This is a genomic window from Streptomyces sp. NPDC005017 (assembly GCF_042873115.1).
Classification (GTDB): domain Bacteria; phylum Actinomycetota; class Actinomycetes; order Streptomycetales; family Streptomycetaceae; genus Streptomyces.
On sequence record NZ_JBIALD010000008.1, the window covers coordinates 87522 to 106257 of the forward strand.

General features: G+C 68.9%; 22 protein-coding genes. 6 read left to right on the forward strand and 16 right to left on the reverse strand.

Annotated features, from left to right (window positions below):
• Positions 1-132 precede the first annotated feature (132 nt).
• The gene (locus ACFYR0_RS14490) at positions 133-1314 is read right to left on the reverse strand and encodes a helix-turn-helix domain-containing protein (protein WP_389326513.1); all 1182 of its coding nucleotides are present in this window, start codon (positions 1312-1314) and stop codon (positions 133-135) included.
• Positions 1311-1568, reverse strand: coding sequence for a hypothetical protein (locus ACFYR0_RS14495; RefSeq protein WP_389326516.1), 258 nt, complete (start codon positions 1566-1568; stop codon positions 1311-1313). Before ACFYR0_RS14495 ends, ACFYR0_RS14490 begins: the two co-directional genes overlap by 4 nt.
• A gap of 234 nt (positions 1569-1802) precedes the next feature.
• On the opposite strand from ACFYR0_RS14495, the gene ACFYR0_RS14500 reads away from it, so the two are divergent.
• The 6 genes from ACFYR0_RS14500 (at position 1803) to ACFYR0_RS14525 (ending at position 7628) form a co-directional block, all read left to right on the forward strand.
• A complete protein-coding gene (locus ACFYR0_RS14500) occupies positions 1803-1946 on the forward strand; it encodes a hypothetical protein (protein WP_389326519.1) in 144 nt (47 codons plus the stop codon).
• Between the two features lie 64 nt (positions 1947-2010).
• Entirely contained in the window at positions 2011-2283 is a 273-nt protein-coding gene (locus tag ACFYR0_RS14505; protein WP_389326523.1) for a multiubiquitin domain-containing protein, read from the forward strand.
• Entirely contained in the window at positions 2280-2678 is a 399-nt protein-coding gene (locus ACFYR0_RS14510; protein WP_389326526.1) for an E2/UBC family protein, read from the forward strand. Before ACFYR0_RS14505 ends, ACFYR0_RS14510 begins: the two co-directional genes overlap by 4 nt.
• A complete protein-coding gene (locus ACFYR0_RS14515) occupies positions 2675-4057 on the forward strand; it encodes a ThiF family adenylyltransferase (protein ID WP_389326529.1) in 1383 nt (460 codons plus the stop codon). The genes ACFYR0_RS14510 and ACFYR0_RS14515 overlap by 4 nt, the downstream gene beginning before the upstream one ends.
• 165 nt (positions 4058-4222) lie before the next feature.
• Positions 4223-6136, forward strand: a complete 1914-nt coding sequence (locus tag ACFYR0_RS14520; protein WP_389326532.1) for a hypothetical protein — start codon at positions 4223-4225, stop codon at positions 6134-6136.
• Between the two features lie 538 nt (positions 6137-6674).
• On the forward strand, positions 6675-7628 hold the full coding sequence (locus ACFYR0_RS14525; protein WP_389326535.1) for a hypothetical protein: 954 nt from the start codon (positions 6675-6677) through the stop codon (positions 7626-7628).
• A gap of 404 nt (positions 7629-8032) precedes the next feature.
• Here the strand turns inward: ACFYR0_RS14525 and ACFYR0_RS14530 are convergent, their stop codons facing one another.
• The 14 genes from ACFYR0_RS14530 to ACFYR0_RS14595 all read right to left on the reverse strand — a co-directional run bounded on the left by ACFYR0_RS14530 (position 8033) and on the right by ACFYR0_RS14595 (position 18616).
• Positions 8033-9040 carry a collagen binding domain-containing protein gene (locus ACFYR0_RS14530; protein ID WP_389326538.1) on the reverse strand — a complete coding sequence of 336 codons (1008 nt, stop codon included), beginning with the start codon at positions 9038-9040 and terminating at the stop codon, positions 8033-8035.
• A 71-nt stretch (positions 9041-9111) separates the two neighbouring features.
• The gene (locus ACFYR0_RS14535) at positions 9112-9576 is read right to left on the reverse strand and encodes a hypothetical protein (protein ID WP_389326541.1); all 465 of its coding nucleotides are present in this window, start codon (positions 9574-9576) and stop codon (positions 9112-9114) included.
• Between the two features lie 18 nt (positions 9577-9594).
• Positions 9595-10089 carry a hypothetical protein gene (locus ACFYR0_RS14540; RefSeq protein WP_389326544.1) on the reverse strand — a complete coding sequence of 165 codons (495 nt, stop codon included), beginning with the start codon at positions 10087-10089 and terminating at the stop codon, positions 9595-9597.
• A 45-nt stretch (positions 10090-10134) separates the two neighbouring features.
• The gene (locus tag ACFYR0_RS14545; protein ID WP_389326546.1) at positions 10135-11007 is read right to left on the reverse strand and encodes a DUF317 domain-containing protein; all 873 of its coding nucleotides are present in this window, start codon (positions 11005-11007) and stop codon (positions 10135-10137) included.
• 45 nt (positions 11008-11052) lie between these two features.
• Positions 11053-11736 carry an HAD family hydrolase gene (locus ACFYR0_RS14550; RefSeq protein ID WP_389326549.1) on the reverse strand — a complete coding sequence of 228 codons (684 nt, stop codon included), beginning with the start codon at positions 11734-11736 and terminating at the stop codon, positions 11053-11055.
• Complete coding sequence (locus ACFYR0_RS14555; protein ID WP_389326552.1) at positions 11733-12896, reverse strand: MFS transporter; 1164 nt, start codon at positions 12894-12896, stop codon at positions 11733-11735. The genes ACFYR0_RS14550 and ACFYR0_RS14555 overlap by 4 nt, the downstream gene beginning before the upstream one ends.
• Positions 12893-14113 carry an ATP-grasp domain-containing protein gene (locus ACFYR0_RS14560; RefSeq protein ID WP_389327078.1) on the reverse strand — a complete coding sequence of 407 codons (1221 nt, stop codon included), beginning with the start codon at positions 14111-14113 and terminating at the stop codon, positions 12893-12895. Before ACFYR0_RS14560 ends, ACFYR0_RS14555 begins: the two co-directional genes overlap by 4 nt.
• A 126-nt stretch (positions 14114-14239) precedes the next feature.
• The gene (locus tag ACFYR0_RS14565) at positions 14240-14551 is read right to left on the reverse strand and encodes a hypothetical protein (RefSeq protein WP_389326555.1); all 312 of its coding nucleotides are present in this window, start codon (positions 14549-14551) and stop codon (positions 14240-14242) included.
• A gap of 50 nt (positions 14552-14601) precedes the next feature.
• Complete coding sequence (locus ACFYR0_RS14570; RefSeq protein WP_389326558.1) at positions 14602-15843, reverse strand: MFS transporter; 1242 nt, start codon at positions 15841-15843, stop codon at positions 14602-14604.
• Complete coding sequence (locus ACFYR0_RS14575) at positions 15840-16361, reverse strand: hypothetical protein (RefSeq protein ID WP_389326561.1); 522 nt, start codon at positions 16359-16361, stop codon at positions 15840-15842. Before ACFYR0_RS14575 ends, ACFYR0_RS14570 begins: the two co-directional genes overlap by 4 nt.
• A complete protein-coding gene (locus ACFYR0_RS14580; RefSeq protein WP_389326564.1) occupies positions 16358-17239 on the reverse strand; it encodes a winged helix-turn-helix transcriptional regulator in 882 nt (293 codons plus the stop codon). Before ACFYR0_RS14580 ends, ACFYR0_RS14575 begins: the two co-directional genes overlap by 4 nt.
• A 31-nt stretch (positions 17240-17270) precedes the next feature.
• A complete protein-coding gene (locus ACFYR0_RS14585) occupies positions 17271-17693 on the reverse strand; it encodes a hypothetical protein (RefSeq protein WP_389326566.1) in 423 nt (140 codons plus the stop codon).
• Positions 17694-17708: 15 nt separating this feature from the next.
• Positions 17709-18152, reverse strand: a complete 444-nt coding sequence (locus tag ACFYR0_RS14590) for a hypothetical protein (RefSeq protein WP_389326568.1) — start codon at positions 18150-18152, stop codon at positions 17709-17711.
• Positions 18149-18616 (reverse strand): hypothetical protein, encoded by a 468-nt coding sequence (locus ACFYR0_RS14595; protein ID WP_389326571.1) that lies wholly within the window; start codon positions 18614-18616, stop codon positions 18149-18151. Before ACFYR0_RS14595 ends, ACFYR0_RS14590 begins: the two co-directional genes overlap by 4 nt.
• Positions 18617-18736: the final 120 nt, after the last annotated feature.

The following is an 18736-nucleotide window of genomic DNA, read 5'->3' on the forward strand; positions in this document are numbered from 1 at the left end:
TGATCCCCACTCATTCAAGGGAAGCCGTGGAGGTGTGCTCTCGTCGGCGCGCTGGCGGTATCGCCTCGCACGCCACCGGCACACGCGTGCGGGTCACCGGGAGCCTACGGGGCCGCACTGCAGGGTGGCCGACTACGCATGTTCACCTGGTCGTGAGAGTTCGAATCCGCGTTTGAGGCCGTGGCCCTCCTTCCAGTGCAATGCGCCGTCGTGCTGGAGCCGACCGACCACGATGCCAGGGGAGATACCTGCTTCTGTGGCGAAGCGCTCGATGTTGGTGAAGGGTTTGGGTCGCCTGCGAAGCGCCTCGTATGCGGCAAGGTATCGGGGTGGGATGAGGACGTTGGCGGCGAAGGTGTTGGCTTCTTCCTCAGCGGGGTCGGCGTCCGCATCGAGGGGGTTCTCGTCCAGGAAGGTCAGGCGCTTGCCGTGGAGGATGACGTGCCCGACCTCGTGGAAGACGGTGAACCAGAAGCGGTCGTCCTTCTTGTAGCGGTCGGTGAGAGCGATCATGACCTTGTCAGGGGTAAGCCATCGCGTGGCCCCGGACAGGTGGGTTTTCTTGAACGCTGGAGAGAAGATCACGGCCACGCCCGCTTGAGCGCATAGAGCGGGCAGCTTCTCGGGCCAGGTGTGCGGTTCCTCAAGGCTTAGCGCCCGCAACTGAGGCAGGAGATCCTGTAGCGCTTCGCGCTGGTAGGGCGCGCACTCCATTTCGCGGGCTTCCCGCTCAGCTGACCGCAGCCACACCGCGGTGGCGTACTCATCCGGTGATGTCACGGTGGAGCGGCGGAAGGCGGCGCGGTAGCCCTGCCAGAGCTCTTCAGCCACTTCGGGGCTGGCAACTGCAAAGAATTCCAGGAGGGCCCGAAGGTTGGCCACGGTCTTGCGCCGGTCGGGGAGGATACGGCGGGCCGCGAGTTCGGCCAGGGGGAAACGGTCCAGCCAGTTCACCTGTGCGCGGAGTGCTTGGTCCTCTTCTTCCCTCAACTGTTGGGTGCGCCAGGCGGCCTCCAGGGTGTTCCAGACGGTCGCGGGTACCTGGGTTACGCGCTCGAGGAGGAGCGCGGTCTCCGGGCTGAGGATGGCGGTGCCCTGAACGATCTGGTTGATGTGCTTGGTCGACAGTCCGGTGCGCCGGGCAAGGTCTGCCTGGGAGATGCCGAGTTCGTCCAGCGTCTCCTTGAGGGTCTCTCCGGGGGGTGAGACCGACTGGGGTGCGTACTCGAGGGGGTCGGCGCCAGGGGTCATCGAGGTGCCTCTCTTCGGGCCCGGGTGGTGCGGGGTCAGGGTGGCGTGCGGCGGCAGGGTCATGAGGCGATGGCTATGGCGAGTACGACGAGAGTCCGGACGCGGAATTCGTCCAGCCCTCCATCGAGCAGCGTGGGCGGTGGGTCGTCCCGGGGGTGCACGAGGAAGTCGGCTGCCGGGCCCAGGGAGATCAGCATGCTGCCGTTGTCCCGTGCGGGATGGCGACGCAGGCGGGCGCTGGGGAGCCGGCGAAGTTCACCGAGGTGGGTGACGGCGTTGATCTCGCAGAGGCGCCTGCGGATAGTCGCAGCGAGCACAGGGCCGTAACGCTCCGTACGAATGCTGTCGTCGTTGCAGCTACGTGCCAGGTCGTCGCTGGCGAAGAGGATCTTCAACTGGCGCCCCACGAATCACTTGCCTTTACCGACTGGGTGCATGCTACTCTCTCGATCAAGGTCCTGAAGTTTCATTTACCCACTGGGTGCATGGAACTTGGACGAGTGTGGGCTGCCGCCCAGGACGGCAGCCCAATTGAGGCACAAGGAGTAGCCATGCCAGGCAAGTCCACCGGCTCGGGAGGCCGCCGAGGCCGCAGCGCGATTACAGGTCGTTTCGTCAAGCAGTCCACAGTGCGCCGACACCCGGCGACGACGGTCAACGAGCGCGTCAAGCCGACGCCGAAGAAGACCAAGTAGTCCCTGGCAGTCCCCTCACCACCGACGTGCCCTCCATATGGCGGGGCAGGAAGGAAACACCACCATGACGACGCAGGACCTAAGCACCACCACAGCAGCCCGACCGCCGCACACCATCACGGTGACAGTCAACGGACAGCCGGTGCAGCTGCCCGAGCGCGAGATGACCGGCGCGCAGATCAAGCAGGCCGCGGCCGAGCAGGGGCTGCCGATCGATAGCGGCTTCCAGCTGTCGGTCAGGCACGGCAACCGCTACCAGGTCGTCGGCGACACCGACATGGTCAAGGTCCATCGCGACCAGGAGTTCCTGGCCGTCCCGCCGGACGACAACTCATGACCGCGCCCGCCACCACCGCCATTGACGCAGCCGTCGCCGCTGTGCAGGCGCACTTCGACCAGAGCACCGTCACCACGGTGCCGGACGGCAACGGCGGCGTGTACGTCCTCATTGACCAGGTCGACGTCGGCCCCACCTACACCCCGAGCACCACCTGGCTCGGCTTCCAGCTTTCCGCGGCCTATCCGGACGCCGACGTCTATCCCCACTACACCGGCCTGCTGACCCGCACCGACGGTCAGGCGCACAGCGCCGCAATCCAGCAGACCACCTGGCAGGGCCAGCCCGACCAGCCTGCCCAGCAGATCTCGCGACGCTCCAACCGTTGGAACCCGGCCGTGGACACCGCCGTCAACAAGGCCGCACGGATCCTCGCATGGCTGGCAGCCCAGTGAACCCGCCGACGCTCGGAACGAGCCTGACCATCCCCATCCACCTGTGGGCGCGCCTGCGTGGCCACCTCTTCCCCGGCGACCATGCCGGACACGGCGCGGCACTCCTGGCCGGGTGGGCGCCCGGCCCCCGCGGTCTGCGCCTGCTGGCCCGGGACTTCATTCCCGCCCGCGACGGCATCGACTACATCCCCGGCGAGGTCGGCCACCACGCCCTGTCCGCCACCTTCGTCCGCGATGCCGCCCTGCGCGCCCGCAACGAGCACGCCGCCTACATACCCGTCCACAACCACGGCGGCACCACGACTGTCCGCTTCTCCTCCACCGACCTGGCCAGTCACCAGCGCGGGTATCCCGCGATCCAGCAGATCACCGGCACCCCCGTCTGCGCCCTGGTACTCACCACACAGGCCGCAGCCGGCGACCTGTGGCTGCCCGACGGCTCCCGTAGCCCCCTCGCCGAAATCGTCATCCCCGGGAACAGCCTGATCCGCTTGCGCCCCTCACCGGAACAGCCTCCGCAATTGTCAGGCAGTCCCATCGGCGCGGGCGGACCAACACACCTCTACGACCGGCAGGTGCGCATCTTCGGGGACGTGGGGCAGCGCACTTTCCAGCAGATGAGCGTCGCCATCGTGGGTCTCGGCGGGATCGGCATCCTCCTGACCGAGTACCTGGCTCGCCTCGGTGTCGGTCATCTCGTCCTCGTCGACGACGACACCGTGGACGAGACCAACCTCCCCCGCCTGGCCGGCGCGCGACATACCGATGTCGACCAGCCCAAGACCGACCTCGCACAGCGTTTGGCTCGCCAGGCTCACCCCGAGATCCGCCTCACGCCTCTTCGAGAGCGTGCAGAGCGCCCGCGATCCCGGCATGAGCTCACCCAGTGCGACTGGATCTTCCTTGCCGCTGACGGAGCGGCAGCGCGCCATTGGGTCAACGCCGTCGTCCAGCAGCACCTCATCCCCGCCACCCAAGTCGGGGTGAAGATTCCCGTCCGCAGCGGAGTCGTCGGGCAGATTCATGCCGTCACGCGGCCGCTCCTGCCCGGAACGAACTGCCTGTGGTGCGACGGCCTCATCGACCCCACCGAGCTGGCAATCGACATGCAGTCTCCGCGGGACCGCGATGCCGCCCGCTACGTTCCCGGAGTCCCTGCCGCCAGCGTTCTCCCGCTGAACGCCCTCGCCGCAGCCGAGGCCGCCAGCCACTTCATGCACGCCGTCACCGGCCTTCACCACGACGACACGGACGCCTTCAGCGTGCTGCACAGGACCCGCAGCCGAGACCGTGACCCGATCACCTCACGGCAAGACCCCGGATGCCGCTGGTGTCAGCCCACCGGGCAATTGGGCTCCGGCGGCGGGCACTCCTTCTGAACCCCACACAGGGACCGGCTGTCAGTGGTCGGTGCGACACTGCTACCCAGAGGTAGTTAGAGCGCATGGCAAACCTATCTGAGCCAGCCCTTTCCGAGGCCGGATCGGCACGAAACGCCCCACAGGATGGGTGGGTGCGGGCACTGGAGGGAGTGACAAGGCAACGTGGAAGCAGGCCAGCAGGTCGCGGCGCGGATCGGGTTCCTGAGAAGGCAACTCATGGACCGTGAGCCGGGATCGCTTCGGGGCGCCTACCTGGCTGTGCCCACCCATGAACGGCCGGTCCTCCAGGGGACGACGGCTCCCGCGCTCACCAAGCTCTGGCAGCAGCGGCCGAGCGGGCTGATCACCCCGGCAACCTCGACGACCCAGCCGATCGACCTCATACAGGTCTATCTCACGTTCAAGGAGATCTTCGGCTTCCCTGCCGATCCCGCCTACCCCGTGAAGCAGCTTCGTGCGCTTCCCCTCGGCATCGTTCTGCAGTTCTGTGCCGAACTACTCAACGCTCTCAGCCGACCGGGGGCCTCACGCCCGGACGTTGACCGCGCTTTCGCGACACAGTGGCTGAAGGAGCCGATCCGCACGCGGGTCCTCAACCAACTGCGTGATCCGCGACGAGCTCTGGTAGTGCCACAGGCGCTGATGCTCCTCGCACGCGCGGCCGTTGACCATAGCCCCGACTCGCTCCCAGACGGCGCCAAGCCGGGCGACCTGATCGGCGCTCTCCTCACGCTTTCCGACGTGATCGGACTCTCCAGCGAGGGGGGTCCGACAGTGATCGTCGACCAGCCGGGCGACTTGGGCCGTGAGATGATCGCAAACCAGTACTTCAACAACAACACCTCTATACCGCACACGCTCGCCCGATACGTGCGAAGGTGGCGCGAACTACCGCAGCAACTCGCGGGCAGCGACGGCATGGTGGACCTTCCCGCCGTCTACGAGCAATGCACGGGCGTCACCCTTGATGACCTCACCGTTGTAGCCGGGGCGCTCTGGGCCGCCGCCTGCAACGGGAACGTACTCACGTCGGCCGCCGAGCTGGAAGCACTCCTCCCGGCGGGACGAGCGGCAAAGGCGCTATCCCTAATCAGCGCAGACCTAGACACTCTTCGCCGGGCTGTGCAGAGCGAGCGGGCCCAGCGTCACACGGAATGGACCTTCGACGCCTTCCAGCAACGACCTGTCGTCCGCCTCGGTGACGAATTCCTTCTGGTCATGGATCAGCGGTACCTGATCGACCGTGCCTTCGGATGGCTGCCGATCCAGGACGTACGCTTCCCTCCTGACTCCCACCCGCGTCCCGCCAACCATGAAAAGCTCGCCGGACGGGCGGTCCGGACGCTGAGGCGATTCAGCGAATTTTACGTGTCTGAGGTACTGCACAGCATTACGGGACAGGGGGCCACTCGTCGTGTATACGACGACGCCGAGCTGAAGGACGCCTTCCAGGGCAAGAAACAGAAGATCGCAGATGCGGCGGTCGACTACGGCGACACCTGGGTAGTCGTCGAAGTCACGACCAGCCAACTGCAGAGAGACGCCGCGACCGCCGTCCCTGGCAATGCGCAGGTGAAGGACATCGACAAGCTTCTCGAAGAGGTCCACCAGATCGACGCCACGATCCAGGCCCTACGAAGGGATGAATCCCGCCTTACGGGCGTGACCAGCTCGATTCGGCGCCGGTACCTACCGCTCCTCCTGCTCACTGAAGGGTTTCCGGTCAACCCTGTCAGCATGACCGTGATCAGAGAGCGCGCCAACAAGATGGGCCTACTCCAGGGCCAGGACGTCATGCCCCTCGAAATCATCGACGTCGAAGAGCTTGAGCAGATTGAAGCGCTCCAAGAGCAACAAGGCGTCAGCCTGCTGACGATCATTCAGCGCAAACAGAGCAGCAACCTGGAGCGTACGTCGATGCGTAGCTTCCTATCGGACACGCTTACGACACCCTTGAGCCATCCGCAGCGATTCGAAGGGCAGATAAGAAAGGCTCTCGGTCCACTTGAGGCCGCCCTGCTCAAGCGCGACCAACATGAGACCTCGGCCAGTGAGACGTCGCAGGTCTGTGACTAGGTCTCTTGACCCGTGCAGGAAATGACACGACTCGTGAGACTGAAGCCGCCCGACATAATGTGAGACAACCGGAGAAACGCCGAGGCCACGGACTTCGCACATGACACCCAGATTGAGAACCTACAACTGTCCTTTGCCAGCGAACCTAGCGCAGATGTCGCTGACCTGCGGCGACTAGGTTCGCTGGCAAAGGTGCCACAGGCAGCCCAGGACCGAGCCAAGTAGCCGTCTGATTCCGGATACCCCCTCCTTAGCTGGAATCACACACGCCAGGCAACCGGCGCCTGCAGCGACTTCGGCAGGATGGTCCGAGAGCGCAAGGGGAGCAAATGACCGACGGGATCCCGCCCACCGAGATGCCCTGGGAGCTCGCTGCGGTGTTGCCGGACCGCCTGTGCACGCGATACATCGCCATGAAGACCTTTGAACGGAACGCCGCGTGAGCGCCCCTTGGGCCCCTGTGCCCAGCCCCCGGCCGGAGCCGGTTACGGCATCGCTGCAGCGAACCCCGGTGGCGTTCCCGCCCGTTCTCAACGGCTTGGACTACCTCGACAGCGTAGTTAGCCACCTCTCCAACGACGAGGAACCCGACGACAGAGATTCACACCCGACGCCGCGCGACCTCAAGTACGCAGTCCTCCACCTCCAGGCCGCCACGGAAGTCCTACTCAAGGCCCGCCTTCAGCAGGCACACTGGACGCTGGTGGTAAAGGATCCCGGCAGAGCCAGCCACCAGAAGTTCACCAGCGGGGACTTCCTTAGCTGTGGCACCGACGAGACCTTGGAACGCCTACGGAACATCCTCGGCCTCGAACTCGACGCGCAGCAGCTTGAAGCAGTCAGGAAGCTGGGCAAGACACGCAACGCCCTCCAGCATTACGGGCTCACCCAGTCGGCGCACGCCGTGGAGGCCCAGACAGCCACCGTGCTGGACTTCCTCCTCACCTTCATCAACGAGCATCTTCGCCCACATGTGCCTGCCGCTGAACAGGCCCTGGTCGACGCGGGTATGGAGGGCATCCGCCACCGGCTGCACACCATGACCCGGCTGATCGCCACACGGATGGCCGGACTGCGGGAGACCCTGGACGCCTGCGCGGAGACCACGGTCCACTGCCCGGAGTGCGGGATGGCCGCCCTGGCCGCCAGCGCCCCGATCTCGTGCCGCTTCTGTTACCGACAGTGGTCGGACGGCGAGGCAGCCGCCGAGGACTACGTCTGGGCCGCCATGGTCCGAAACGTCGCAAAAGACCCCCACGACAATGAGACGCCACCGATCCACTGGTGTCCGGCCTGCTCCGCCCCCGCCCTCGTCAAGGCCACCTGCCCCCTCACGGAGGCACCGGACTACGCGATCCACCTGTGCCTCGGCTGCGCGGCCGTCTTCGACCGGTTGGGCTACTGCCACTGTGGGGGACTGCTGGACAACCGCTTCGACAAAACCGTCGACTTCTGCCTCGACTGCGCCAAGCGGATGGCAACGAAGTGTTGAGGCATGCCCAGGCAGCAATAAGGGAGCGGGCAATGCCGTACGGCACGGTCTTCGAGCGCGACCAGCAGCCCACGCCCCGAACTCCCACGAAGACCTCCTCCAATAGCTGACTAAGGCCGCGATCTTGGTCTCTCGACGACGGCCGAACCCTGACCGTCTGAACCCGGGCTGGCAGCCGCGGTCGGAATGGAAGATCACCGACCCAGCGGGGCGGCGTCGGTGGCAGGCGGCTCGCAGAGCGTCGGCGACCAGCTCGGTGCGCAGCGTGCAGCTCCAGCACCGTCCATCGGGCGGATCAGCCGCCAGGGCGAGTGCCGAGAACGCCGAAGCCCCATGAATCCGCTGCAGGGCGGTTCCATGGGGCTTTGACGGGTGGATCGGAGCAGTACTGCTCCTGGCGGGGACTACTCGTCGTCCGTACGGTGGCGTCGTGCGGCGAACACGGCTCCTCCACCAGCGACAAGCAGGAGGCCGGCGCCGCCGAGCAGCCACGGCGTGGCGTCGGCGCCGGTGTGGGCGAGCGTGCCGTCGGGGATGGGCTCCGAGATGCTCGATTCGCTTGGGTTCGTCGCCAGGGTGTCGGAAGGCGAGGCCGACGAAGAGGAAGTACCGCCGGTCTTGTCGGCCTTTTCCCGGGTCGTCGTGTCCGGCGTGGGCTCGTTGGTGATCGGTTTGCTGGACGGCTTCTCGGAGGTGGTGGGCGTCGGTGTAGTGCTGGCGGTCTTGGCGTTGGCGACGGTCAGAGTGACGGTGCTGCCGGGCTTCGCGGTGAAAGTCCGCGCGGGCTTGAAGAGCTCGTATCCGTTCGGTGCAACGGTCTGCTTGGCCCAGAACTCAGTGCCGGTACGGCTGTTGACGGGCAGTAGGGCGGAGGCGGAGCCATTGGAGCCGGTGGTGAGGGTGAGGACGGTGGTGTCGCCGGTGCCGATGTTGACCGTGGATCCGGGCAGCAGCTTGCCGCTCTTGCTGTCCTTGGCCTTGAGTAGAAGCGTGGCGGGCTTGAAGGGGTCGATGATCGTCAGCGGCGCGTCGGCATCCGGGGTGACGATGACGTCTTGGTCGTCGACCACGTCGTGCAGCGGGCTTCCGCTGGAGACCTCCTTGAGCCGGTAGACACCTGGGGCCAGGTCTTTGAAGGCCAGCTGGCCTTCGGCGTTGGTCTTGCCGCTGGCAGCCTGCTGGCCTGCGGAGTCGAGCAGGGTGAACGTGGCGCCGGCGAGTACGTCGCCGGCGGGGTCCTTCTTCAGGATGGTGACTCCGCCGGTCTCGGCCGCGTTCAGCGGGGCGATGGTGGTGGACGGCGTCGGCTCGGGGGTTTGCGCCGAGGCGGCCGGGGCCAGGGACACAGTGCCGGTCACGGCCGCGGCGGTGATGGCCGCGGCGGGAAGGCGGCGGGCGGAGCGGGTGCGCAAGAAGAGATTCTCCTGGGTGAGGCCGGTCAGCGGGTACGGCGTTGGGGCGGGACTGGTGAAGCTGCCGGTGTCTAGGGCGTTCGCGCTGGACGTCGTGCTGGGGCGGTGATCGAGTAGCGGCGGGCGGCAGCCCGGACGAGCCGTTGCTGGTCCTCGACGGGCATCGCCTCGATGCGCGCCAGGGCCTGACCGACGGCAGGGCCGAAGGGCGAGCCCGCAGTCAGGCCAGCGGCTTGGACGATCTGGGCGGCGGCCTCGGCTTCGACGAGGATGCCGTACTCAGTGGGGATGTTGAGCATGTCGGTCGCGTGGTAGCGGGCGCCGTCGATGGCCTCGGTCAGGGTGAAGTCGTCGTACAGGACGCCCTCGACCATGTCGAGCATGGTCAGCGTGGCGGTGTGCAGCCGGTCGCGGAAGGCAGGGTCCGTGAGCCAGAAGCCCTGTGGTCCCGGCGGCGAGGGGGTCTCTGGTTCGGCCGTGCGGGCGGCCTCGGGCTGCGGTCGGCGCCGGAAGGGCAGCCAGCGGGGCGGGGGCATAGGGCTCCGGATGGCGGTTCAGCGGGCGCGGGCTGCGGTGGGACCGGCTGGGATGGTCGGGGCCTTGCGCGCCGTACGGGCCGGTGGCCGGGATCGGGCGGGTGCCGTCCAGGCTCCGGGGAACCAGATCTGCGTGTACTGCTCGATCGCGACCCGCAGTCCGCGGACTTCCGCGCCGGTCCACGGCGGCTGGCGGTTGTGATGGCGCAGGTCGAGGATGCGGGCGTAGCCGCTGTAGCCGGGCTGGATGTCACCTGCGGCGTCGCGCCGGGTGAAGGTGTCGTGCTCGGCGAAGGTGAGGACGACGGCGTCGATGTCCCCCTTCTCGGAGTGGCAGACGGCCAGGCGCAGCCCGTCGTACTCGTTCTCGCGGATGGTGCGCGAGAAGTCGATCCGTAGCCGGAGCGGGGAGTTGGGCAGCGGGGTGGCGTAGTAGGTGTCGCCGACGACAGTGCTCTCGGTGAACGGAAGCGTGAGGTGCTCGGTGAAGAACTGCTGAGCGTGCAGGGACAAGGGGCGGAATGCCTTCCGATGTACGGGTAGGCAGCGGCGGCCGGTTCAGCGGCGTGGGCTGGTGCGGGCCGCTGCGGAGGCTGCGGGAACGGTGGTGGTGCTCCAGCGCGGGACGCTGCGGGTGCCGAGGGCCGGCGGCCGGCGTGCGGCGGCGCGCTGGACGTCGAGCGGTGTGGGAATCGGGGGTGCGGGCGGTGTGACGGGAGTGAGCTGGGCGGTCTCGCGCAGCCAGGGGAGCATCCCGTCCTTCCAGCGGGGCACGGGTGCGGGGTCGGCCACGCTCTGGGTGATGGCCTTCACCAGAGCGGTCGGTGTGTGGGTGGAGGCGGTGGCGTACCAGCGGGCGTGGCCGCTTTTCGGGCCGCCCGACAGGTACCAGCGGGCGTCAAGCGTGGTCAGTTCCTTCTCCGGGTCGAGCTGGCCGGTGGTGTACCGCAGGGTGGCCATCCCATCGGGGGGCTGCAGTTCCATCACGCCCCAGCGCGGGTGCTGGAACTGCCAGCCGCCCTTGATCAGCGGGACCACGGCATCGAAGGCGCCGAGCTCGGGGTCCTTGAGGACGGGCGGGGCGAGGTAGGTGTCGGGGCCGGCGGTGTATGCCTGGGCAAGGGCGGTGGTGAAGGCGGTGACGAACTCGATGGGCGCCATGTCGTTGAAGCTGACGCCCCACGCGGGCGGGCCGAAGCGGTCTCGGTAGGCGTTGATCCGCCACAAGCCGTCGTCGTCGCCCTCAGGCAGAAAGCCGAGTCTGACGCGGTGGTCCGGTGCGGTGACGTAGGCGTTGCCGAGGTCGTCGTTATGGAGGTCGAAGCCAAGCGCGTAGAGCGGCTCCAGCGCGGGGTCTCCGATGGCGGTGCTGCCGGCGAGGTAACGCGGGGATACGTAGACGTCGCCGTCAATCTCTTCGGTGTCGGGCACGAGGGTCCTGGGGGTCGGGATGGTGTCGAGCGCTGGCCGGAGGCGTCAGTGGCTGGTGCCGCGCCCGCCGGCCGGTGAACTGGGAGGGGTGCCCGGGCGGGTCTGGAGCAACTGCTCCTCCAACTGGGCGGGTTGGCCGGTGTAGTGCAGGGTGCGCAGGCCCAGCGCGGCGGCGGCCTGGCAGTTGTCCGCGCGGTCGTCGACGAACATCACGCGTCCCGGGTCAGCGGCGCCGGTGGCCGCCAGGGCGTGTTCGTACGCGGCCGGGGCGGGCTTGCACACGCCGAGCCGGGCCGAGTAGAGGGCCTCTGCCATGAGTGTCTGGCGCCATTCGGTGGCGTCGAGGACGTTGCTGAGGTGGGCGGGTGCGTTGGAGAGCAGAACCATGGGCAGGCCCGCGATCCCCACGCGGTGCAAGACGGCGAGGACCCACGGATCGGTCTGGGTCCACATGGCGGTGTCGCAGGCAAGCAGGGTGCGCAGCCACCGCGCACCGGGGTGATGGCCGAGGACCTTCGCCCAGTAGGCGAGATCGCTCAGTTCTCCGGCGTCGTACGCCTCCCGGTGAGCCCAGAAGGCGTCCTGGAAGGAGGCGAGTTGTCCGTCGGGCCACTCGGCGAGGCTGGCGAGGCGGGTCCACATGGCGGTGGTGGGCTGCAGGCCGAGGACGCCGTTGTAGTCGATGATCACGGCGTCTACGCCGGTCGGGGTGTCGGAGGGGCTGGTCAAGGGGTGGTGTTCTCCAGGGCTTTGCGGGACAGGGCGGCGACGGCTGCGGCGAGGAAGGCGGGCAGCAGCAGCGCTGTGGGCAGGGCGGTGTGGGTGGCGAGGGCGCCGATGAGAGCGGGGCCGGCGAGCAGGCCGACGTAGCCGGTGACGGCTACGGTGGCGACCGCGCGGGGGCCGCCGATTCCGGCGGCGGTGATCAGGCTGGGGATGGTGACGGACAGGCCGAGACCGAAGACCGCCCACCCGAGCAGTGCGAAGGTGATGGTGGAGCCCGCCAGGCCGGTGGTGAGGCCGAGGGCGGCCAGGGCGGCGCCGATGCGTACGACGGTTGCGGCGCCGAAGCGCGTGGTGAGCCGGTCTCCGGCGAGACGTCCGACGGCCATGGCCGCGCTGTAGAGGGCGAACGCTGCCGCGCTGGTCGCGGCCGTCGCGTCGAGGCTGTGCAGGTGGACTGCGGCCCAGTCGGCGGCGGCCCCCTCGCCAAGCAGGGTGGCGGCGGCCAGCGCGCCCAGCAGCCACAACCGGGGCCGGGACAAGCCCCCGTGTTCGTCCGGGCTCGGCGTGCCGGGGCCGGGGACAGGCTCGAGTCCGGGTGCGGCGAGACAACGGGTTGCCCGAGTCGTCGCGCAGGCGGCTGCGGTCGCGGTGGCCCCGACGCCGGCGAACAGCAAGGTGTGGGGGGTGTGGGCGGTGGCTGCGGCGACGGCGGCGCCAGCGAGGGCGCCGAGGCTGTAGCTCGCGTGGAGTCCGGCCATGATGGGGCGTCCGTGCGCGTTTTGGCAGCGGACGGCCGCGGCGTTGGCTGCGACGTCGAGGACACCGTGCGCGGTGCCGAAGACGAAGGCCACCGCAAGGAGGGTGTCCAGGCTGCGGCAGGCTCCGAGGGCGGCGAGGCAGGCAGCGAGACCGATGGCGCCGCTGGTCAGCAGCGCGGGGAGCCGGGTCGGGCGGGCAAGGTGTCCGCCCGTCTGAAGGCCGGCGACCATGCCGAGGGCGGCTGTCAGCAGGACCAGTGCGAGATCAGCATTGCTCAAGCCGGCGGCTTGCTGGACGGCGGGCATCCGCGCGCCCCACACGGCCATCACGGCACCGAGACCGGCGAAGTACCCCGTCAGCAGGCGACGGCTGCGCACCAGTTCGGCTGCGACCGTGCCGCTCACTGGGCGACACCTTCTCCGGCCGGGTCCGTCTGTGGTGCGGGAGTGATCTGGATATCGAGATTGCGGTACGTCTCCTGGGCGCGGGCCTGGGCGATGGCGGCGGTCGGGCCGGTGGTGATCAGGAAGCCGATGCGCGCGGTGAACAGATCGCCGCCGTCCTGCGGCAGCACGATCTGGTCACCCACGTGCCGCTGGAAGCGGACGCGCTCCAGTCCCCCGATCGGTTCAGTAAGGCGGCAGGTGGTGAGGGTGCCGGAGTAGGCGGGGTAGATGAAACGGATTGCTGCGGCCTCGTGGCGGGTGGGGGTCAGGTCGGGGGTGCGTCCGCAGGCGATGTCGGCGGCGGCTCGGGCGAGGTCGACGCCGGTGGCGAGGTGGACGAGGTGGCTGATCAGGTCGCCCGCGATGCGCGCGTTGATCTCGATCAGCCTGGGGCGGCCGTTGACCAGGCGCATCTCGACATGGCTGATCCCGTTGGTGATGCCCAGCGCGGCGATCGCGGCTTCGGCCGGCGGGGCCACGGTGGCGAGCAGCGGGTCGGCCGCGTCCACGGTGTGCGCGAGTTCTTCGAAGTAGGGCTCGCAGCCGACGGTCTTGCGGGTGACGGCGACCACCGTGGTACGGCCCTGGAAGGTGACGCATTCGACGCTCACCTCGTCCCCGTCGAGGTACTCCTCGACCAGGACCTCGGTGCTTTCCACGCCACGCTCTGCGGCCTGGACGGTGACGGCGTACGCGGAGGGAAGTTCGCCGGGTGTGTTGACGCGGACCACGCCGACGCTGGCCGCGTGCGCAGCGGGCTTGAGGACGACCGGGTAGCCAATCCGCCGAGCGGCCTGCGCCGCCTCGTCGACACTCCGGACACAGGCGGACGCGGCCGAGGGCACCCCGTGGCGGGCGAAGAGGAACCGTGCGGTGGCCTTGTTGCGGCAGCCCTGCATCACTTCGGGTGTGGCGGCGGGCAGGCCGAGACGGCGGGCGAGGCGTGCGACCGGAACGAGATACCACTCCGTCCAGGTCATGATGCCGGCCACGTGGTGACGTTCGGCCAGAGCCTGACCGGCCGTGGCCAGGGCGGTCTGATCCGTCGGGTCGGCGATCTCCCAGTCGGTGATGAAGTCGCGCTCCCACGTCGGTTCCACGCTGGTGATCAGGACCACGTCGTAGTGGGCTGCGATGTTCTCCAGGCAAGGCCCGCGGTACGCGTCGGCCTCCATGTCTGCGGCGGCGACGATCAGGATGACGGGGTTACCGGTACGAGAGGGCAATCAGGGCTCCAAAGAGGGATTCGAGAGAAGACGGTCGAGAGCCGAGCCGTGTGCGGATCAGGGCGTGCGTCGGCGTCACAGCTCGAAGGCGGAGGCCCAGTGGGGGTGATCGGCGATCAGCTTCCGCGCGTACAGGGCGGTGAAGTTGTTGTTCACGCCGCGGATGCCCTCGGGCAGCTGCCAGCGCAGGTCTTCGAAGAGGGCCTTGAGCCCGATGCGGGTGGCCCCGGACGCCAGCCGCTGGGCGGTAAGCCGCTCCAAGGCCCTGTACACGTAGGGGTGTTGGGCATCGAAGGCGAGGAGACGGTCCGTGATCGTGGGTCTCGATCCGGCGCGGAGCGAAGGACGGGTCACCGGCGGGTGGGCGAAGGCGTGGGGCGTGGGCATCGGGTGGTCTCCGTGAACACGAGCAGTGGGCAGCAGGCGGCCGGGAGGGGTTAGGCGAAGGAGGCGCGCAGGCCAGGGACGGTGCGCAGCCGTGCGAAGGTGACGGCGAGTCCCAGGGCCTGCAGTACGGCGCAGCTGGTGATCGCGTGGCCGAGCAGCGGGGGCGGCACGGCAGCGACGAGGAGTCCGGCGAGGGGGAAGGGGAGCAGGAGCAGCAGGATGGTCAGGGCGAGGGTGGCGCCGAACACGTCGGGCGGAATGAGGTGGGTGCGCAGGGTGCGCAGCACGACGGTCATACCGCCTTCGCCGGCCATGAGGACGGCGGTCAGCGCGAGATAGGCGCTGTAGGTGTGGCTGAGCGAGATGGCCAGGCATCCGGTGGCGGCGATCGAGGCTGAGACCGTACCGACTGTCCACAGGCTGTAGTGGTCGATGGCCTTCCGGCACAGGGCGACCGCGAAGAGTGCCGCGATGGCGGCGGCCGACCAGAGCAGGCCCACGTCCGCGGTCGAGTGCCCGAGCTGCTTGACCACGATCACCGGGGCAGCGGCCTGTAGGAGGCCCACCGCCAGATTGGACACGGTCAGTCCGGTCACAAGCCAGCCGAGCGCGGGCAGCGACCGCAGCGTCGACCAGCCGGTGCGCAGCCCCTTGAGCACGAGTTCCGCCGGGCGGGCCTGCTCGTCGTCCTTTCGGCGAGGAGCGAACCCGCAGCCGAGCAGCGAGAAACAGGCGATCGCTGTCAGCAGTCCGGTGGCGCCGCTCCAGTGGAGCAGCAGCCCGGCGAGCGCGGGACCGGCCAGGGTCGCTGTCTGGTCGATGCCGAGCAGGGCGGCCTGCACACGGTGGGCACGCGCTCCGGTCTCTCGGGCGGCCATCGCGCCGGTGGTCTCGGCGGCGACGTAGGAGAACTCGGTGAGCGCTCCCGTGGCAGCGGCGAGCAGCAGAACGGTGACGGTGGCACCGACCGGGTCGTTCTGGTGCGGCAGGATGAACGCTGCGGCCACCACGACCAAGGCCCTCGCCGCCGAGGCGAAGCGGAAGACAGCGGCCGTGCCGTAGCGGTCGACCAGAGCCCCGGCCAGCGCGAACGCCCCCAGGCGCGGCACCCATTCCAGGGCGAACGCCAGCCCGGTCAGGGCTGCGGAGTTGGTCGTAGCGAGGACCAGTAGGGGGATGCCGTACGTCGTCAGGGCGAACGCGGCGGCGTCCATGCTGCGCGGCACATAGACACCGCGCAGCAACGGGGAAACCGGTCGGCGGGAGGGCCGGTTTCCGGTACGGAATCTCACGCAGCGCGCTCCGTCTCATCCGCTGCGTGGGAGGAGCGGGATGCCACAGCCTGCAAGACCTGCGGATGTGCCTGGAGCCACTCGGCCAACACACGGCGCAGCTCAGGAAGCGCGAAGACCGCCTCAGCGGGGAGGCCGACGCCGCCGTCTGCGAGCAGTTTCAGGGTCTGGTGGACGCGGGTGACGAAGTCGCTGGCCGCGCTGGGGTATTGGTGCATACGCGACCAGCGGGCGGCGGTGTCGTACACCTCGGCGAGGTCCTCCCCCGCCTTGGTGAGCCGGTAGCGGGCCGGGGCGTGGTCGGCGAAGTGCACCAGGCCGAGCAGGCGTGCGGCATCGATGGCGTAGCGCAACTGGTGTCGGGGGAGGTCACCGAAGGCGCCCTGCAGGCTGCCTCGGCTGTAGCTGATGGGGCCGTTGTCGTCGATCTCGCTGACCAGCCGGATCATGGCCGGCAGGGACAGGACCCTGATCACGCGGCCCGTGTGCCGGTGGCTGAGGATTGCGGTGCTGCTCATCGGCGCGGGCCTCCTGCCGGGGAGACCGCCAGGGGGCGGGCGGGTGTCTGGTGGGAGAAGAGATCGCCGGCCCGCCACACCGTGGCCGCCGGGGTGGCGGGGGCGGCGGGTGCCGGGAGCCGTGTCTGGGTGGTCAGCCACGGCCCGGAACGGGCCCGGGATGGGGCAAGTGCCTGTCCCCACAACGGGTGGGCGTGGGAGGTGTCGAGTGGGCGTCCGGCTGCCCACGCCGAGACGGCCTGGAAGACGGGCGCGAGGGCATGGCCGCTGGCCGAGAGCAGGAACTCGCCGATTCCCGTGGCCCTGCGGTTGGTCGTGACCAGGCCGTCGGCGATCAGCCGGTCCAGCGGCAGGTAGACGGCGGGCAGCCCGTAGGCGGGCATGGCCTCGGCGGCCAGGGCCTTGGCGGTCGCGGCCCCGCGCGCCTTCAACGCCCACAGGATCGGTGTGGCGTGCCGGGGGCTGATCAGGGCGAGGGTGTCCTCGATGTTCTGGGCCGTGGCGATCCGCTCCGGCTCCATCTCGCCGGTGCGGGCGTTACGGACGAGGCCCTTCTCCAGGTGTTCGTCCCCCCAGGCGGCGATCACAGTGAGGCCGGGAAGCAGTTCGGTGGAGCGTGCCGTCAGTCCGTAGGTCACGTGGCGCGGGCCGTGTTCGGTGCGCTCGATCAGGCCGGAGTCGGTGAGTTTGCGCAGCAGGGGGTTCAGCTGGCCGGAGTGCAGCCACGACAGCTGGGACTTGATCTCCTTGTAGCGCAGCGGCTGGGAGGCGAGCGTCATCAGCGTCCACACGCTCCAGCGCGGGGCGAGCATCTCCAGTGACTCGGTGACGCGTGCGAGATCGCTACGGGTGGTGCGGGGCAGACCGGTGGCGGCCAAGGGGGAACTCCTCAGGCGGGGGCGGGGAAGGTCAGCGGGCGCGGGCGGCAGCAGGCGCGGGAGTCGGCACAGTGGAGGCGGCCGGTACGGGCTCGGGCTTCGGGTCCGGGGCGGGGACGCGGTGCAGGCTGGCCAGGACGCCGTTCAGGGTCTTGGCGTGGGCGTCGCGGGTGGCGACGGAGTCGGCCATCCGGCGGGCGCAGTCGAGGATGTGGACGGTCTCGAAGGAGCCGATCTGCCGTTCCGGGTGAGCCAGTTCACGCAGCCGCTGCAGTTGGAAGGCGATGTTGCGCTCGGCGAACCGCAGGTCGGTCAGACTGCTGACCAGAGCGGCAAGCATGCTGCCGTCGGGATTGGCGTCGGCGAGGACTTCAAGGTCGGCCAGCGGCTTGGCGTAGAGATCCTCGATGCGCCCGGAGATCATCTGTGAGTCGCTGGCGGGGAGCTGGGACACAGTCGGAAGGGACTTTCAGGGGCGGCGGGCTCGCACCGGCCCAGCGCGCGGGGGCGCCGGGACGGGCGAAGCAACGGCGGTGATCTTCATCTGGGCAAACTGGACTGGCAGACCTGGGCGTTGGCCGGGCTCGGGCATGGTCCGCAGCAGCTGATCGAGTGCGGCGACGTATCCGTCGCGTCCGGCGAGGGCGGCTTCCAGCCACTGGGCGTCGAAGCGCAGGTCGTCGGCGGACAGCTCGTCCATGTCCCGGTGGGCGGCGGTGGCCTCATGGACGCGGTCCCGCACCCGTGCCACCTGCTCCTCTGCCACCACCAGGAAGGAACGCAGCTCCAGCGCGCGCACCAGGGCCGCAGAGGCTTCGGGCCCTGTCGCCTGCGCGTACAGCTCCCGCACCGGGGCGCCGAACACCTGCTCCAGCCGGCCGTCCTGGGTGGAGGTCTTCTCGATCACGCTCACCGGGCTGCCCCTCGCACGGGCGCCTGCGCGACGCCAGGCAGCGGCGGTGGGGCGGTCGGCAGAGCCGGGCCCCGGCGAGCCATCAACGATCGCCACGTAGACATGCGGTTCCCGATCGCCTGGGGGTCCAGGAAGTAGCGCAGAGTCATGGCGCGCCCTTCCCGCACGGTGTGCGCGCTGTTCACCGTGTCCGCGAGCTGCATGACGTGCTCGGGCAGCTCTACGAATTCACCGTCGGGCACAGCCTCCACGTGCCGGGCGAGGGCTTCGGCCAGGGCGTTTTCGGCCCTCTCCAGCACCTGCTGGGCCTCGGTGAGCATCCCGTGCCAGCGTACGATCGTGGTGGCTTCCGGGCTGGCCCGCGGGGTGGCGGTGACGGTGCGGCGCAGCTCGGCGATCGGTGTCTGGAAGCGGGTTTCGATCTGCTCGGTGAGGACGGCGAGCACGTCGTTGGCGTCAGGCACAGCAAAAGTCCTTTCCGTTGGCGTTCGGGGAAACAGGGCAATGGGAATTTGCAGGCCAACCGCCTTACAGATGGCGGCGATTCAGGACCGGCTTGGATGGGGCAGCGGGCTGGTTAGTCC